The sequence below is a fragment of the Vibrio sp. A37 genome (assembly GCF_059777565.1).
This window is the reverse complement of sequence record NZ_JBLNLI010000002.1, coordinates 460,542-476,338: the sequence shown is the minus strand read 5'-3', so window position 1 is coordinate 476,338 and position 15,797 is coordinate 460,542. Positions and strand designations below refer to the sequence as shown.

The window sequence follows — 15,797 nt, the reverse complement described above, 5'->3', positions numbered from 1 at the left end:
GCGCTGTTTGAAGTTTATTTGTGTGATGCATCAAACAAATCTCCCTATCAACACTTTACCAAGTGATTCATAAAAATGCATAGATTTAAGTATTGATATACCCAACTATTTTAGTTTTTTAGTGGATCTTCACTCAAATAGCAGAATATGCGTATTCATATTTAGTTGGGTATAAGCTTAACTCAATATAATACAAGAAGGGGTTAGGGCATGAAACTCAGTCCTGGTAAAAAATTTCGAGATGAAGTGAAAAATAACGATTTGCTTCAAGTCGTTGGCGCTATAAATGCTTATTGTGCGATGATGGCAAAAAATATTGGCCATAAAGCGATCTATCTTTCTGGGGGCGGGGTGGCTAATGCTTCTTTTGGCTTGCCTGATCTTGGAATTACGACGTTAAACGATGTACTGGAAGATGCTAACCGGATCACTAACGCTTGTGAGCTACCCCTGTTAGTGGATATTGATACGGGTTTTGGTGGCGCATTTAGTATATCTCGAACTGTCAAAGAGATGGAAAAAGCGGGTGTCGCTGCTGTTCATATTGAAGACCAAGTCAACCAAAAGCGTTGCGGTCACCGTCCAAATAAGGCTCTCGTCAGTAAGTCTGAAATGATTGACCGAGTCAAAGCTGCTGTAGATGCCAGAGTAGATGAACACTTCGTTATTATGGCTCGAACCGATGCTCTTGCGGTTGAAGGCTTTGAGGGTGCGGTAGAGAGAGCTATTGGCTACGTAACGGCCGGGGCAGATATGTTATTCCCCGAAGCGATGACTTCCTTAGAACAGTACAAAACATTTTCCCAACAGGTTGATAGTGCTCTCGGTCGACATGTCCCAATACTCGCTAATATCACAGAATTTGGTCAAACACCTTTATATGATCGTCAACAGCTAATCTCCAGCGGCGTTAATATGGCTTTATATCCATTAAGTGCATTTCGCGCAATGAATAAAGCTGCAGAAAATGTCTACCAGCAACTGATGTCATCTGGAACGCAACAACAGCTTTTAGATGAGATGCAAACCCGAGAAGAGCTCTATACGCATCTCAAATATCACCAATATGAAAACAAGTTAGACGAATTGTTTTCTTCTAAATAGTACGACACGCCACAAAACTAAAATAACGACCTATTAACTTCTAAGCTAAGGAGTTTTACATGGATAAAGGACACACAAGTACAGGTCTTAGAGGCCAAAATGCGGGCACGACGGAACTCTGTACAGTAGGTAAAGCAGGAACAGGATTAACCTATCGGGGATACGATATTGTAGACCTAGCAAATCATGCTGAGTTTGAGGAAGTTGCACACCTTTTATTACGTGGATCTTTGCCAAATGTTTCAGAGCTAGAGCAGTACAAGCAAAAATTAAAATCGTTAAGAGGGCTCCCAAGTGTACTTAAGAGTACGCTCGAAAGTATACCAGCAGATGCCCATCCCATGGATGTATTAAGAACGTCCTGTTCTATATTAGGAAACTTAGAACAGGAGCACGGCTTTGACAATCAAGTGAATCATGCTGAAAGGATGATTTCGGTTTTTCCTGCAGCAGTGTGTTATTGGTATCGCTTTAGCCATGATGGCGTACGTGTTGATACTGAAAGTCAGGTTGAAGATGGTATTGCTGGGTATTTTCTTTCACTGCTCAATGATGCCAGCCCTTCGGAGCTTTTTACTCAAGTTATGAACTGCTCATTAATTTTGTACGCCGAGCATGAATTTAACGCCTCTACGTTTGCAGCTAGAGTATGCGCTTCTACATTATCTGACATTCATTCTTGTGTTACGGCAGCGATTGGTACATTAAGAGGAAACTTACATGGTGGAGCTAACGAAGCTGCCATGGCTATGATCCAAGACTGGCAGACCCCTGAAGAAGCAGAAAATCAAATTCTCGGAATGTTGGCGCGCAAAGAAAAAATAATGGGATTTGGTCATGCTATTTATAAGGAGTTTGATCCTCGCAATGAACTTATAAAAAAATGGTCTGCAAAGCTTTCCCAGCATGTTGGCGATCAACGTTTATATTCGGTTTCGGAAAGAGTTGAGTCAGTCATGAAAAGGGAAAAAGGGCTATTTTGCAACGCAGACTTTTTCCATGCTTCTGCCTACCACTTTATGAACATTCCAACCAAATTATTTACACCAATATTTGTGATGAGCCGAGTGACGGGGTGGACAGCACACATATTTGAGCAGCGTGCGAATAATCGAATTATCCGTCCAAGTGCAGAGTACATTGGCCCAGAGTTGCAGGCGTGGGTTCCTATTGAAAATCGATAGTTTTTGTAAATTGAGGAAAGATCAATGAATCAAAATGTAGACATCAACGTACGCCCATCACCAGATCAAGTGCTCGTTGATATTGCTAACTATGTGATGGATGCAGAGATAGTTTCCAATGAAGCTTTTAATACAGCGAGAAACTGTCTTATCGATGCGCTGGGGTGCGGTGTTCTTGCATTAAAATTTCCGGAATGTACGAAACACATAGGGCCGACGGTACCTGGGATTTCGCTTGAAAACGGCTGTCGAGTGCCCGGGACCAATTTCACTCTAGATCCTATTACTGGCGCTTTTAATATTGGTTGCTTAGTACGTTGGCTAGATTTTAATGACACGTGGTTAGCAGCGGAGTGGGGGCATCCATCAGATAATTTGGGTGCGATATTAGCAGTTGCAGATTATTTAAGCCAAATAGCGGTTTCGAATGGTGAAATGCCTTTAACCATGAAAGATGTGCTGGTGGCTATGATTAAAGCCTATGAAATTCAGGGAGTTTTAGCGCTTGAGAATAGTTACAATCGAGTTGGCCTAGATCACGTTTTATTGGTTCGTGTTGCTTCTGTTGCGGTAGTGACAAAAATGCTTGGTGGCAGTCGTTCTCAAGTTGTCGATGCATTGTCGCAAGCATGGGTAGATGGTTGCTCGCTACGTACCTATCGTCATGCACCGAATGCAGGATCGAGAAAATCCTGGGCGGCAGGGGACGCGACATCAAGGGCTGTGCGCCTTGCTCTCATTACGATGAAAGGAGAAATGGGCATTCCATCAGTGCTCTCTGCAGAAAAGTGGGGGTTCTATGATGTTCAGTTTAAAGGAAATACATTTGTAATTAATCGCCCATACTCCAGCTATGTTATGGAAAATATACTGCTCAAAATTTCTTATCCTGCTGAGTTCCATGCTCAAACTGCTGTTGAGTGTGCGGTTAAACTGCATACCCAAGTGAAAGATAAGCTGCATGATATCCAGAAAATAGTTATTAAAACTCATGAATCTGCCATTCGCATTATTTCGAAGCAAGGCATGCTAGCCAACCCAGCAGATAGAGATCATTGTTTGCAGTATATGGTTGCTGTTCCGCTTATTACAGGAGAGTTAACAGCCGATCACTATGAAGATAATTTCCATTTGAACCAACCTCTGATCGATGAGCTGAGAGATAAAATGGAAGTGGTTGAAGAAGCTAGATTTACTCGTGAATACCTAGAGCAAGATAAACGGTCCATTGCTAACTCTCTACAAATTTTCTTCAACGATGGCTCTACTAGTGAAGAAGTTTGTGTGGAGTATCCTATTGGACACCGAAGAAGAAGAGAGGAAGGTATTCCTGTTTTAGAATCTAAGCTAGAAAGTAACCTTTCTACATTATTTGACGCACAAAAAGTGGCACGTATTATGAGTGTATGTAAGAATCATGAAGAGTTTGAGCATATGCCTGTTAATGAGTTTATGGCTATGTTTGTTAAGTAATGAACGAGCTTTAATAAAATGACCTATACGATTGTTGCTGCGTGCTCTGTCGATTTGCCACAATTAGACCAGTTGATGTACGACTTACATCAGGAGCATCATGAACAATGCCCTGAGCATTTTAAATCTGCTTCTGAAATTGCTCAGGATAAGGATATTACGTCCTATATTAATACTCCTGAGCGAATTGTTTTTGTGGCAAAAGAACAGCAACAGATCGTAGGGTTTGTTACCGGGCATTTCTGTGAATTGGTATCTGAGGTTAGTAAACCTGTACAAATGGGCAGCATTGATGAGCTATTTGTGAAAAAAGCATACCGACAAAAGGGAGTGGCAAAGGCTTTGGTAGCAAAAATTGAAACTAGCTTTGAAGATTATGGAGTGAAGCAAGTTTTTGTTGAGGTTTGGGAGTTCAATAAGTCTGCTCAAAAGTTTTATCAGAACTTGCTTTTTTCAGATCATATTCGCTGGCTCAGAAAAGCACTTTAGTTTATGGTTTGTTGGCCTTTTGAGTGTACATTGTCGCAATCGCTGTGCAACGACAATGTACATTAGCCATTAACTGACTTATCCAAACCTGAGGTTAACTAAGGCCTACGAAACTCTAAAGAACATATTTTTCGATAATCGTCGCTACACCTTCTTGTTCGTTAGTCAGAGTTATTTCGTCTGCGACAGACTTCGTCGTTTCCATCGCATTACCTACAGCAACACCCAATCCAGCGAACTCGATCATATGATTGTCATTCTCCGCGTCGCCAATCGCGATCATTTCTTTAGGTTCTATACCAGAATGTTTAGCAATCGCTTCCAGAGCAAAACCTTTACTGCTTTTAGGATTTAAGAACTCTAAGAAATGAGGTGAGCTTCTTACCACATTAAATTTACTTTTGTGATGTTCAGGTATATGTGGTACTGCCATAGTCAGCTTAGTTTCATCTTCTACTATCATGGCTTTGATGATTGGATGGTCACCAGAAAGAGAATCAAAATCGAATTCAGTTACAGATATACCGTTCACAGTGGCTTCCAATTGAGAATATGGGTTTGATTTTGGTGTAATTGCCCCGTGGACTGTACTGAATGCGTGACAATGTAACTCTAGCTCGTTAGCAAGTGCACGAATGTCTTTCGCGCTGTCGCCATTGAGTATTTGCTGATAAATATTAGTATTCGACCCTAATTCATTGACCATACTGCCATTGAAGTAAACCACATACTCATTTTCCCCTTCTATTCCAAGCTCTTCTAAGAATGGACGAATCCCCTCAATAGGGCGGCCAGAAGCCAGTACGATCTTTACTCCTTTCTCACGCGCTAGAGATATTGCTTTCTTTGTACGAGGGGAAATCTCTTTTCGCGAGTTGAGCAACGTTCCATCCATATCGAGGGCAATCAGCTTATACATAACTTCTCCAAAACCTAAATAAGCGATAAGTATCAAGACTATTTATTCTCGAGTTTAATGATTTTAAAATCATTGAACAGATAAATTTGACCTAAGGTGCCTACTCATTTAATGTCACGGTTTTCAAATAGTATGTATGATTAGGATCGGCTCTAAATTGTATAAGATTAATGAAATGTTTCAGACAATACAGGGTGAAGGTGTGTTTACTGGCGTGCCATCTGTGTTTGTTCGTTTACAGGGTTGCGCGGTCGGTTGTGCTTGGTGCGATACTAAGCAAACATGGGATATTAACCTTGACGACGGCCAATCATTTGAATCTATCTTAAACAAAAAAGAAGATTCCCCTTCATGGGCCAATGTTACTGCTCAGGATATAGTAGACGCCTACACTTCAGCTAACTTTACAGCTAAGCATATCGTAATTACCGGTGGTGAACCGTGTAGCTATGATTTAACTTCTTTGTCTCGTGCATTTGAAGCGATAGGTTGCCTCTGTCAAATCGAAACCAGTGGAACCTCAGAAATCAGGACTACGGAAGATACATGGGTGACAGTGTCACCAAAAGTGGCAATGAAAGGTAAGTTGCCAGTTCTAAATAGTGCACTTGAGCGAGCGAATGAGATCAAACATCCGGTAGCCACAGACAAAGATATTGCTCATCTCGATGAGTTACTTTCTCGAGTATCGTTAAAACCTGACGTTCAGATCGCTCTGCAACCAATAAGTCAAAAAGAAAGAGCGACCAAACTATGTATTCAGACGTGCATTGAAAGAAATTGGCGCTTATCTATCCAATCACACAAATATTTAAATATTGCTTAGGAATAGTGAAATGAAGAAAGCAGTCGTCGTGTTTAGTGGCGGGCAAGACTCCACGACTTGTCTAGTAAAGGCATTGGAAGAGTATGACGAGGTTCATGCGATTACGTTTGACTATGGGCAACGACACAAGCTTGAAATTGAAGTCGCGAAAAATATTGCTGTTGAGCTTGGTGTTACTGCGCATAAGATTATGGATGTTAACCTTTTAGGCGAGTTGGCTGCTAGCTCTCTAACAAGAGACAATATTGAAGTGTCTCATGACTTACAAGAAAACGGTTTTTTAAATACATTCGTACCAGGAAGGAATATTATGTTTCTCACCTTAGCGAGTATTTATGCGTATCAAATCGGTGCAGATACTGTTATCACAGGGGTTTGTGAAACTGATTATTCAGGTTATCCAGATTGCCGAGACGAATTTGTAAAAGCGATGAACTCAGCGTTGGTACTTGGCATGGATAAACAAATGAGAATCGAAACGCCACTTATGTGGCTTGATAAAGCAGAGACTTGGGCCCTAGCCGATCAGTTTCAAGCGTTAACCTATGTTCGAGAGAAAACACTCACTTGCTACAACGGTGTCATTGGTGATGGTTGTGGTGAATGTCCAGCTTGTCTATTAAGAAAAGCTGGTTTAGATAATTATTTAGATAACCGTGACTCGATTTTAGAGAGTGTAAAGAAAAAACAGGGAAGTGGAGCGGTTTAGGGTAACTCTGTCGAAACAACTGTGTGGCGCCAAGAGGCGCCACGTTTTATAGAAGCTCAGTCTACGTACATTTTCGCTAACTCTTCTGGCTCTACTTCTTTACCATCAAGTTGGTCATTCCAGTTAACTCCTATCAGAACACCATCTTCTGCTAGGGTCAAAAGCCAGTCTTCCACAAAAATATCTAGTGGGATCTCTAGCACTTCAAAATCTTCCCACTCTTCAACGTTATGTATCGAAGCGTCTTCTTTGCTAGACCAAAATGGCATGACTTCGCTGTTTTCAAATTCAGTTGATTCGCAAGACAGCCAACCATCGTCATTTTTAAGCCCCCAAACTAATTGTGTTGATTTTGAATCGGTAACAAATAGCTCTAAGTTTGCTTGGATATCATCGGTAAGTTTACTCATGGGTATCTCTTTATTTATTCGTCTAAATAACAGTAGCAGTATTGGTATACAAAAACATTACAAAACTTTGCAGGCAAAGCCTTTCAAATAGAACCCTTCAGGATAAGCACTATCTGTAAGATGATCGGCAGCTTGCTCGAAACGTTCAACAAATTTGACTGTCCTATTTGCATCTAACGCCGCATCGGCAATGATTTTTTGGAATAAGCCAGTATCCATAAGCCCTGAACAGGAATAAGTCAGCAATGTACCACCAGGCTTTAGTATCTGCATGGCTAGCATATTGATATCTTTATAGCCCTTAGCGCCTGAAGTCAGGTTCTGTTTACTAGAAACAAATTTAGGCGGATCCATAATGACCACATCAAACTTTGTTTTTTGGTCTCGATATTCTCTAAGGACTTGGAAAACATCGGCATTTAAAAACACGGCTCTTTTTTTACTGATATCTAAATTGTTTTCAAGTGCATTTTGTTTTGCAGTATCGAGAGCGGGCTGTGATACGTCGACATTGATTACGCGCTTCGCATTACCTTTTAATGCGTAGAGGCCAAATGCGCCAGTATACGAAAAGCAGTTGAGAACATCTTTGCCCTGAACATATTTCATTGACTCTAGTCTGCTATCTCTCTGGTCTAAATAAAACCCAGTTTTGTGGCCATTTTTAATATCAACCAAAATCTTCAAACCATTTTCGTCAATGGTAGTGAAGTCTGGTGGTGTGTCCCCATGTAAGACACCGACTCTTTCTTTTAAGCCTTCTTTTTTGCGAACTGCTACATCTGAGCGCTCGTATATATTGCATTCAGGGAAAACTTCAAGTAATGCTTCAACTAAGGTATCTTTGTGAAACTCAGCTCCAGCACTAAGGAGTTGGCAAACAAGATAGCTATCGTACTTATCGATAGTCACCCCTGGTAGCCCGTCAGACTCTGCTGCAATGAGCCGGAACCCAGTTAAGCTTGAGCGTGCTATAGCTTCTTGGCGAACTAGGTGAGCGTCTTTGATACGTTGAACAAAGAAATCTTGGTTAACTTCTATGTTCGGCTCGGTTGTCCATACTCGCGCACGAATTTGAGAGTTGGGAGAGTATGCCGCTTTTGCTAGCCATTCACCTTTGTGAGATAACACATCGACAGTTTCACCCAGCTGGGGTTTACCTTCAACTCGCTCTATGCCGCGAGAGAAAATCCAAGGATGTTTTCTACGAACGGATTTGTCTCGGCCTTTCACTAGATAAATCGCTGGCATCGTTAATCTCTATACATTTATTCAAAGGGGCGCCATTGTCCTGCAACTGATCCCAAATTGCAATGTAATCAAGAAAAACCGTAGACCACTTGTCGCTTAGAGCGCTACTATTTTTTCTGTAGCGCTAGTTGTAAATAAAGGTATCAAAATGACAAAGAAGTGCGAAAAATTTACGGTATCAGGAATCGTGCAGGGGGTTGGCTTTCGCTATCACACTGCTCACCAAGGTATGATTCTTGGGTTAACGGGATACGCTTTAAACCTGAATAATGGTGACGTAGAAGTCGTGGTATGCGGCTCAGAAGTTCAAATTAATCACATGGCGGAGTGGCTAACCGTTGGACCAAAAACTGCGACAGTTGAAAACTTAGCTAGGGAAGCTTCAGACTATAAAGAATACAAAGGGTTTAAGATCCTGTAGTGGTTTCTACAGGATTATCGCTATCTATAAACATTTTACAGGCTTTGGTAAGCCAGCTAACTTAGTGGCTTGTTTCGCAGGCCCTTTCTTAAATAATTTGAACAGATACTTACTGTTACCTTTCTCAGGTCCGTGAGCTTTTTCCATTGCTTTGACCAGCATTCTTACGGCAGGCGAGGTGTTAAATTCTTCGTAAAAGTTTCGAACAAAATGCACTACTTCAAGATGGGCATCGGTGAGCTCGATATTTTCTTCTTTGGCCAATATTTCAATCATTCCTTCTTCCCACTCTTGGTAGTTGAGAAGGTAGCCCTGAGCGTCAGTTTCGATTGATTTACCGTTGTATACAAACATAGATAGATTGCTTTTGTTACTTGAACTAGTGGTAGGGTACGGATAGTGGTTATAAATCTCAAGAGTGAGGCATTAAAAAACCTGACAGCGTAAACCGTCAGGTTTTTTTAATCACAATATATTTACGATGCTAGTCTCTAGTAATACCAAGAATACTTAGCAAGCTGATAAAGATGTTGTAGATAGATACAAACAAAGTGATGGTCGCAGAAATGTAGTTAGTTTCACCACCACGGATAATACCTTGGGTTGTATACAAAATCGCCAGAGTAGAGAAGATGATAAACAAGCTGCTCAACACTAGGTGTAACGTTGTAGAGTGTAAGAAGAAGCTTGCAATCATGCCAACAATTAACACAACAAATAATGACATAATCAGGCCGCCAAGCATTGATAAATCGCGCTTAGTCGTCAGTGCGTAAGCAGAAGCACCGATGAACGCTAAACCAGTGCCACCAAGAGCTGTTAGGACGATATCGCCCATGCCAGCGCCTACGTACATGTTAATTAAGGGACCGACGGTATAACCTAAGAAGCCTGTAAATAGGAATGTAAATACCAAACCCATGCCATTGTTACGGTTCTTCTCAGTTAAGAAGAGCAAACCGTAGAAGCCGACAAGCATTATGATAATGCCAGGGCTAGGAAGATTCAGTGCCATTGTGACACCCGCAACCATTGCCGACCAAATGAGAGTGATCGCAAGTAACGCATAGGTGTTGCGCAAAACCTTGTTTGTCTGTAACGCACTTTGCTGTTGACTTGAAGTGCGAGTATACATAGGACTTGTCATAATATTCCTCGTTAAAGGTATTCGTATATAATTATGTACATTTATGGGGCTGAAAGTTCAGAAAATCAAGTCTTTTATGCAATCGGTTTTTCTTAATGTGTAACACGATATAACATATTTGCCCTAGCTAATCTCATGAACAGTGCCAAATAGTTAGTGATGTAAAATCTGCGCTAAAAAGTTTTGTGTTCTATCTGATTGAGGATTCTCGAAAAAATCAACCGGATTATTTTCTTCGATAATTTCACCTGCATCCATAAATATTACTCGGTCGGCGACTTCTTTCGCGAATCCCATTTCATGGGTGACGCAAAGCATCGTCATGCCTTCTTCCGCGAGTTCTACCATAACATCTAGAACTTCGCGAACCATTTCAGGGTCGAGTGCTGAAGTTGGTTCGTCAAATAACATGACTTGAGGGTTCATACATAGAGAGCGCGCAATCGCTACCCTTTGCTGCTGTCCACCAGAAAGTTGCCCTGGATACTTTTCTGCTTGGTCTGGGATTTTTACCCGTTCAAGGTATTTCATCGCTATTTCTTCAGCCTCAGACTTGGGCATTTTTTTTACCCAAATCGGTGCCAATGTGCAGTTTTCCAGAACCGTTAAATGCGGAAACAAGTTAAAGTGTTGAAAGCACATACCGACTTCTCGTCGAACCGCTTCGATATTTTTTAAATCTTCCGTTAACTCATTACCAGAGACAAAAATATGGCCTTTTTGATGCTCCTCAAGGCGGTTAATACAGCGAATCATCGTGGATTTCCCTGAACCTGATGGTCCACAGATAACGATTTTCTCACCTTTACGAACGTTTAAGTTTATGTCTTTTAATACATGAAACTCGCCGTACCACTTGTTCATGCCTTCTATTTGAATCATTGCCTCTGATGATTCTTGGTTAGCTGCTTGTGTCATAATTTTTCCTCAAATCTGAAATCATTTTGCTCATGAAACTCTTAACGCTTGTGTCCCGTGTGTAATTTGTTTTCCAACCAAATTGAGTATCGAGACATTCCGAAGCAAAAGACCCAAAAAACTAACGCGACAAACACATAACTTTCGGTAGCAAAACCGAGCCATTCTGGGTCAGTGTTAGCTGCTTGACCAATTCCTAGTACATCAAACATGCCGATGATCAGTACAAGGCTGGTATCTTTAAATAGTCCAATAAAGGTATTAACAATTGATGGGATGGTGATTTTTAACGCTTGTGGTAGAACGATTAGCCCCATTTTTTTCCAATAGCTCAGTCCAAGTGCATCTGCCGCTTCATACTGACCTTTAGGGATTGCTTGAAGGCCGCCCCGGACGACTTCCGCCATATAGGCGGCACTAAACATTACAACACCCACTAGGGCTCGTATAAGTTTATCTGTCTCGGAGCCTTCAGCCAAAAATAGCGGTAGCATAACCGATGCCATAAAGAGAACAGTAATTAATGGTACACCACGCCATACTTCAATGTAGACAGTACACATACTTCTAATTATTGGCATTTCGGATCTTCGCCCTAACGCAAGGACAATCCCTATCGGTAAAGAGACGATAATTCCTACCAATGCGATGATTAGCGTAACTAACAATCCACCCCACTTGTGGGTATCGACGACTTCAAGCCCGAATACGCCACCATATAAAAGAGCAACCATTAAGAACGGATAGATATTGACAAAAAATAGCCAAATCCAAAGCCTCTTAGGTGTTTTTTCGTATGCTAATAGAACAGTAAATATCGCGAGCGTAATGTAGAATAGCCTAGGGCGCCAAAGCTCTTCATGCGGGTAGAACCCATACATGAACTGCTCCCAACGCACATTGATAAATACCCAGCAAGCGCCAGCTCTGGAGCAATCTTCCCGTGTCGTTCCTATCCAATCTGCATTGAGTATTGCCCAATCAAAGATATTCCAAATCGCTAGTAGAGCAAAGTATCCAAGTAAAATCGTAATGATTGAGTTAAATGGCCCGTTAAATAGGTTTCTTCGAAGCCAGCCAATTACACCAACTGTATTCGCTGGTGGAGGTAAATCTGGTAAAAATTTATGCTTGCTCATATTTTACCTCTCGACCAATGCAACTTTTCGGTTGTACATATTCATTATTGCTGAGGTGGCTAAGCTCAATGTGAGATAAACAGCCATGGTCATAGCGATTATTTCAATGGCTTGACCTGTTTGGTTTAAAGTTGTACCCGCAAACACAGAAACAAGATCTGGATAGCCAATTGCCATTGCTAGGGAAGAGTTTTTCGTCAAATTCAAATATTGGCTAGTGAGCGGTGGAATGATGATTCGCAATGCTTGCGGAATAACCACAAGTTTTAATGTTTTAGTGCGTGGTAAGCCTAAGCTCATTGCAGCTTCTGTTTGACCATGACTCACGGCATTAATACCAGAGCGGACGATTTCTGCAATAAAGGATGCGGTATAAATGGACAAGGCTAACAGCAAGGCTGCTAACTCAGGTATTATGCTGATACCACCCGTAAAGTTGAATCCTTTTAGGGTTGGATATTCCGCACTGATTGGGGAGCCCATTAAGAAATAAACCACAACGGGAAGTACTACACATAGAAGCAGCCCAATACGCCCCATTGGTGTTTGTTGTCCGGTCAGTTTTTGCTTGTTGTTGGCCCATATATTTATTATTACTGTCGCGCATATTCCTGCTAATAAAGCAAGTAAGACAAAAATGCTGCCCGATTCAAATATGGGTTCTGGGAAGTAGAGTCCACGTACATTCAAAAACACCGCTTCGCCTAGGCTCATACTTTGTCTAGGTGAGGGTAGAGCCTGTAAAACAGCGAAGTACCAGAAGAAAATCTGTAGCAACAAAGGGATATTACGAAAAGTTTCTATGTATACCGCTGCAAATCGGCTTACCAACCAATTAGATGACAAGCGCGCTATACCAATAACAAAACCTAGAACTGTTGCTAAAATTATTCCTAAAAAGGACACTAGGGCGGTATTTAAAAGGCCGACTACAAAGGTGCGTCCGTATGAGTAGGTTTCGTTATAGTCAATCAGGCTTAACCCAATTCCAAACCCAGCTTCTTGGTTTAAAAAGCCAAAACCGGTCGCTATGCCTCGAGCCTCGAGGTTAGTGAGTGCGTTGTTGACGATAGTGTAGAAAAAGAAGACTAAGAGAAAGATGGCAATGACTTGAATAGCAGCAGCGCGAAACGTTGGGTTGTAAAACAGGTTTTTACCTTTTGCCCCTCTGAGCTGCGAATCAGATGTAGAATTGTCAGTAGGCTTCATACAGCAGTAACCTCTAATCTATGTAGCAAGGGCGGGGATTAACCCGCCCAGATTTAAACAAGGTTTATCGAATTGGTGGGGCGTACATGATGCCGCCAGCATTCCAAAGGGCGTTTATCCCTCGTGATATCTGCAATGGTGAGCCTTTACCTACAGTACGCTCGAAGCTTTCACCATAATTACCCACCTGCTTCACGATTTGATAGCCCCAATCGTCTCGAATTCCTAAACCTTTACCTTTTGGACCAGAAAGACCTAGGATTCTTTGAATGTTAGGATCTTTAGACTTCAGCATCGCATCGGCATTCTTAGAAGTAATCCCGAACTCTTCGGCGTTAATCATTGAGAACAAAACCCACTTAGCAATGTTGAACCACTGATCATCACCTTGGCGAACAACCGGGCCTAGAGGTTCCTTGGAAATGATTTCAGGCAATACAATCGCAGACTTAGGATCTTTTAGATTCAAACGAAGAGCATACAAGCCGGATTGGTCTGTGGTTAAAACGTCGCAACGTCCAGCATCAAAACCAGCTGAAGTCTGAGGAGCTGTATCAAATACAACAGGTTTATATTTCATGCCGTTAGTACGGAAGTAGTCGGCTAAGTTCAACTCGGTAGTCGTACCAGACTGAACGCAAATAGAAGCGCCATCTAGTTCTTTAGCACTTGTCACGCCAAGAGACTTTTTCACCATGAAACCTTGACCGTCATAATAGTTCACGCCAGCAAAGTTAAGACCTAGAGCGGTATCACGGTGAAGTGTCCAAGTTGTGTTACGAGAAAGAACATCGATTTCGCCAGACTGTAGTGCGGTAAAACGTTCTTTTGCAGTTAAAGGAACGTATTTGACTTTGGTTTTGTCACCTAGTACCGCAGCTGCAATAGCTTGGCAGTATTCAACATCGATACCTTCCCACTCACCTTTGGAGTTTGGGTTAGAAAAACCGGGCAGGCCTGCACTTACCCCACACGTCAAAAATCCCTGTTTAGTCACTTTGTCTAGTGTACTATCAGCAGCTGAAGCACTGTTTGCGACCAACGCAGTAGAAGCAGCTACGACGGAGGCAAGAAGTGTTAGTTTATTTGCCATTTGTTTCCTTCCTGTATTAACTTTGTTAAACCGTTAAATTCAGATACAACTTACTAAGTAAATTTTGCTATAACTGAGCTGGCCTCATATGAGATTTGTCCCTCACATGCAAATCAACCAGTTATAAGCGTAGGTAAGGATTTCAAATTTCTCAAATGTTTAATTTGAAAAGAATTTTGACTCACATCACACCTAAATTCCATTATTAGAATGTCTAAATGTTTCCTAAATGTAAATAAAGTGTGTTGTTTCATACGTTCAAATAAGAGAACTTAATTCGGTATACGTGAGCATCGTTATTACTTTAATTTGGGAAAAGAGGGAATGTGTAGTTGCTTAAAGCAGGTTTTTATATAAATAAAGTAAAATATAAAGAGAAAATTATTTTTGTAGTGAATGTTGATGCTAATAAGTTGCATTCAGCAGCTATATGTACCTAAGTGTGTGCTTTCAGCAACTTAACGTGTGAAGGTGATGATATTTTTGTTACGCTTGGCTATCCAATAAAGTTTTCTAATTTTAGCAGAAAGGGTTTAAATGCAATATTTTCCGTTGTTTTTCGACTTAAATCACAAACCCGTATTAGTTATTGGTGGAGGGGAGGTCGCTACTCGTAAAGTGGAAATGCTGATGAGAGCAGGGGCTTTGGTTACTATCATCTCCCCTAAAATCGAAAGCCAATTACAAAAGTGGGTGGAGGAAAATCAATGCCACTGGATCAAGAACTTCTACTCTTCCGACTTGCTTTCTTCTGAGTTTGTTCAGCTGTGGGCGACGACCAACAACCCGACGATTAATCACCAAATTTATGAAGATGCAAAAAAGCTCGGGATTTGGGTCAATGTTGTCGATGACACGCCGTATTGCGACTTTATTACACCATCAGTAATCAACAGAGGTAAGATTCAAGTAGCAATCTCAAGTGGCGGTGCCTCTCCGGTACTAGTGAGAAAAATTAGGCAGACCGTTGAGTCACTACTTCCACAGAACACTTCGTTGCTTGCTGAGTTTGCGGCATCAAAAAGAAATTCGATTAAAGAGCACTATTCAAATGTGACTGAACGTAAGCGCTTTTGGGAGTTATTTTTCGATAGCAGACTAGTAAACGAAGCACATAGTCGTGAACAGTTGGAGTCTGTATATCAATCTATGCTTCAGGAAAGCAGAAATGAGGAGGCGACGACATACTGGATAGAGTTTGGTCTCGATGTAGAGCTCTTAACATTAAAAGCACTTCAGCAAATGCAAGCAGCAGAGTTAGTCTTTCACCCGATTGATTGCCCTTTTGAATTTATTGACTTGGTTCGCAGGGATGCAAATAGGAAGCCCTTTAAGGATGCAGTGGAGTTGGCGACTTTGCTGCAGGAAGCGAAAGGTGGTTCGGAGAGACTTTGTGTATTGATACCATCCGGCAGCAGTGAATTTAATTTGCTCGTTGGGCAAAGCAAGTTGTTTAAGTTAGGAGCGGTGATGTAAAAAAGCTCCTAAGAAGGAGCTTTTAATTT

Annotated in this window: 17 protein-coding genes; 8 read left to right on the top strand and 9 right to left on the bottom strand. The window is 41.4% G+C overall.

The window, feature by feature from the left end:
- Nucleotides 1–210: 210 nt before the first annotated feature.
- The 4 genes from prpB to ACM2FC_RS05735 are packed head-to-tail and all read left to right on the top strand — an operon-like array spanning nt 211 to nt 4,250.
- A complete protein-coding gene (gene prpB / locus ACM2FC_RS05750) occupies nt 211–1,104 on the top strand; it encodes a methylisocitrate lyase (protein ID WP_498479912.1) in 894 nt (297 codons plus the stop codon).
- 59 nt (nt 1,105–1,163) lie between these two features.
- Nucleotides 1,164–2,288 carry a bifunctional 2-methylcitrate synthase/citrate synthase gene (gene prpC, locus ACM2FC_RS05745; protein WP_498479911.1) on the top strand — a complete coding sequence of 375 codons (1,125 nt, stop codon included), beginning with the start codon at nt 1,164–1,166 and terminating at the stop codon, nt 2,286–2,288.
- 24 nt (nt 2,289–2,312) lie between these two features.
- On the top strand, nt 2,313–3,761 hold the full coding sequence (locus ACM2FC_RS05740; RefSeq protein ID WP_498479910.1) for a bifunctional 2-methylcitrate dehydratase/aconitate hydratase: 1,449 nt from the start codon (nt 2,313–2,315) through the stop codon (nt 3,759–3,761).
- An 18-nt stretch (nt 3,762–3,779) separates the two neighbouring features.
- Nucleotides 3,780–4,250 (top strand): GNAT family N-acetyltransferase, encoded by a 471-nt coding sequence (locus ACM2FC_RS05735; protein WP_498479909.1) that lies wholly within the window; start codon nt 3,780–3,782, stop codon nt 4,248–4,250.
- Nucleotides 4,251–4,365: 115 nt separating this feature from the next.
- Here the strand turns inward: ACM2FC_RS05735 and ACM2FC_RS05730 are convergent, their stop codons facing one another.
- Nucleotides 4,366–5,169 carry a Cof-type HAD-IIB family hydrolase gene (locus ACM2FC_RS05730; RefSeq protein WP_498479908.1) on the bottom strand — a complete coding sequence of 268 codons (804 nt, stop codon included), beginning with the start codon at nt 5,167–5,169 and terminating at the stop codon, nt 4,366–4,368.
- A gap of 136 nt (nt 5,170–5,305) precedes the next feature.
- On the opposite strand from ACM2FC_RS05730, the gene queE reads away from it, so the two are divergent.
- Together queE and queC are read left to right on the top strand one after the other, a co-directional pair.
- Complete coding sequence (gene queE, locus ACM2FC_RS05725) at nt 5,306–5,995, top strand: 7-carboxy-7-deazaguanine synthase QueE (protein WP_498479907.1); 690 nt, start codon at nt 5,306–5,308, stop codon at nt 5,993–5,995.
- 10 nt (nt 5,996–6,005) lie between these two features.
- Nucleotides 6,006–6,704 carry a 7-cyano-7-deazaguanine synthase QueC gene (gene queC / locus ACM2FC_RS05720; RefSeq protein ID WP_498479906.1) on the top strand — a complete coding sequence of 233 codons (699 nt, stop codon included), beginning with the start codon at nt 6,006–6,008 and terminating at the stop codon, nt 6,702–6,704.
- 56 nt (nt 6,705–6,760) lie between these two features.
- On the opposite strand, the gene ACM2FC_RS05715 is transcribed toward queC, so the two are convergent.
- On the bottom strand, nt 6,761–7,114 hold the full coding sequence (locus tag ACM2FC_RS05715; protein WP_498479905.1) for a DUF2750 domain-containing protein: 354 nt from the start codon (nt 7,112–7,114) through the stop codon (nt 6,761–6,763).
- Nucleotides 7,115–7,171: 57 nt separating this feature from the next.
- On the bottom strand, nt 7,172–8,365 hold the full coding sequence (locus ACM2FC_RS05710) for a class I SAM-dependent methyltransferase (RefSeq protein ID WP_498479904.1): 1,194 nt from the start codon (nt 8,363–8,365) through the stop codon (nt 7,172–7,174).
- 148 nt (nt 8,366–8,513) lie between these two features.
- Here ACM2FC_RS05710 and yccX point away from each other — a divergent pair, with 148 nt between their 5' ends.
- A complete protein-coding gene (gene yccX, locus ACM2FC_RS05705) occupies nt 8,514–8,786 on the top strand; it encodes an acylphosphatase (protein ID WP_498479903.1) in 273 nt (90 codons plus the stop codon).
- A gap of 24 nt (nt 8,787–8,810) precedes the next feature.
- Here the strand turns inward: yccX and ACM2FC_RS05700 are convergent, their stop codons facing one another.
- The 6 genes from ACM2FC_RS05700 to ACM2FC_RS05675 all read right to left on the bottom strand — a co-directional run bounded on the left by ACM2FC_RS05700 (nt 8,811) and on the right by ACM2FC_RS05675 (nt 14,292).
- The gene (locus ACM2FC_RS05700; RefSeq protein ID WP_498479902.1) at nt 8,811–9,140 is read right to left on the bottom strand and encodes a TusE/DsrC/DsvC family sulfur relay protein; all 330 of its coding nucleotides are present in this window, start codon (nt 9,138–9,140) and stop codon (nt 8,811–8,813) included.
- 130 nt (nt 9,141–9,270) lie between these two features.
- Nucleotides 9,271–9,933: a Bax inhibitor-1/YccA family protein gene (locus ACM2FC_RS05695; RefSeq protein WP_498479900.1), complete on the bottom strand. Its 663-nt coding sequence runs from the start codon at nt 9,931–9,933 to the stop codon at nt 9,271–9,273.
- A 153-nt stretch (nt 9,934–10,086) separates the two neighbouring features.
- Entirely contained in the window at nt 10,087–10,851 is a 765-nt protein-coding gene (locus ACM2FC_RS05690) for an amino acid ABC transporter ATP-binding protein (RefSeq protein ID WP_498479899.1), read from the bottom strand.
- 41 nt (nt 10,852–10,892) lie between these two features.
- On the bottom strand, nt 10,893–11,990 hold the full coding sequence (locus ACM2FC_RS05685; RefSeq protein WP_498479898.1) for an amino acid ABC transporter permease: 1,098 nt from the start codon (nt 11,988–11,990) through the stop codon (nt 10,893–10,895).
- 3 nt (nt 11,991–11,993) lie between these two features.
- Nucleotides 11,994–13,199 (bottom strand): amino acid ABC transporter permease, encoded by a 1,206-nt coding sequence (locus tag ACM2FC_RS05680; protein WP_498479897.1) that lies wholly within the window; start codon nt 13,197–13,199, stop codon nt 11,994–11,996.
- 64 nt (nt 13,200–13,263) lie between these two features.
- The gene (locus ACM2FC_RS05675) at nt 13,264–14,292 is read right to left on the bottom strand and encodes an amino acid ABC transporter substrate-binding protein (RefSeq protein ID WP_498479896.1); all 1,029 of its coding nucleotides are present in this window, start codon (nt 14,290–14,292) and stop codon (nt 13,264–13,266) included.
- Nucleotides 14,293–14,829: 537 nt separating this feature from the next.
- Here ACM2FC_RS05675 and ACM2FC_RS05670 point away from each other — a divergent pair.
- Nucleotides 14,830–15,768, top strand: a complete 939-nt coding sequence (locus tag ACM2FC_RS05670) for a precorrin-2 dehydrogenase/sirohydrochlorin ferrochelatase family protein (protein WP_498479895.1) — start codon at nt 14,830–14,832, stop codon at nt 15,766–15,768.
- The last annotated feature ends 29 nt before the right edge of the window (nt 15,769–15,797 follow it).

Bases quoted from the DNA above. Each gene is read 5' to 3' on its own strand.
- ACM2FC_RS05675 (WP_498479896.1), bottom strand. From the start codon at position 14,292: ATGGCAAATAAACTAACACTTCTTGCCTCCGTCGTAGCTGCTTCTACT.
- ACM2FC_RS05685 (WP_498479898.1), bottom strand. From the start codon at position 11,990: ATGAGCAAGCATAAATTTTTACCAGATTTACCTCCACCAGCGAATACA.
- ACM2FC_RS05695 (WP_498479900.1), bottom strand. From the start codon at position 9,933: ATGACAAGTCCTATGTATACTCGCACTTCAAGTCAACAGCAAAGTGCG.
- ACM2FC_RS05690 (WP_498479899.1), bottom strand. From the start codon at position 10,851: ATGACACAAGCAGCTAACCAAGAATCATCAGAGGCAATGATTCAAATA.
- ACM2FC_RS05730 (WP_498479908.1), bottom strand. From the start codon at position 5,169: ATGTATAAGCTGATTGCCCTCGATATGGATGGAACGTTGCTCAACTCG.
- yccX (WP_498479903.1), top strand. From the start codon at position 8,514: ATGACAAAGAAGTGCGAAAAATTTACGGTATCAGGAATCGTGCAGGGG.
- ACM2FC_RS05670 (WP_498479895.1), top strand. From the start codon at position 14,830: ATGCAATATTTTCCGTTGTTTTTCGACTTAAATCACAAACCCGTATTA.
- ACM2FC_RS05715 (WP_498479905.1), bottom strand. From the start codon at position 7,114: ATGAGTAAACTTACCGATGATATCCAAGCAAACTTAGAGCTATTTGTT.
- queE (WP_498479907.1), top strand. From the start codon at position 5,306: ATGATTAGGATCGGCTCTAAATTGTATAAGATTAATGAAATGTTTCAG.
- prpC (WP_498479911.1), top strand. From the start codon at position 1,164: ATGGATAAAGGACACACAAGTACAGGTCTTAGAGGCCAAAATGCGGGC.
- ACM2FC_RS05700 (WP_498479902.1), bottom strand. From the start codon at position 9,140: ATGTTTGTATACAACGGTAAATCAATCGAAACTGACGCTCAGGGCTAC.
- ACM2FC_RS05735 (WP_498479909.1), top strand. From the start codon at position 3,780: ATGACCTATACGATTGTTGCTGCGTGCTCTGTCGATTTGCCACAATTA.
- queC (WP_498479906.1), top strand. From the start codon at position 6,006: ATGAAGAAAGCAGTCGTCGTGTTTAGTGGCGGGCAAGACTCCACGACT.
- prpB (WP_498479912.1), top strand. From the start codon at position 211: ATGAAACTCAGTCCTGGTAAAAAATTTCGAGATGAAGTGAAAAATAAC.
- ACM2FC_RS05710 (WP_498479904.1), bottom strand. From the start codon at position 8,365: ATGCCAGCGATTTATCTAGTGAAAGGCCGAGACAAATCCGTTCGTAGA.
- ACM2FC_RS05680 (WP_498479897.1), bottom strand. From the start codon at position 13,199: ATGAAGCCTACTGACAATTCTACATCTGATTCGCAGCTCAGAGGGGCA.
- ACM2FC_RS05740 (WP_498479910.1), top strand. From the start codon at position 2,313: ATGAATCAAAATGTAGACATCAACGTACGCCCATCACCAGATCAAGTG.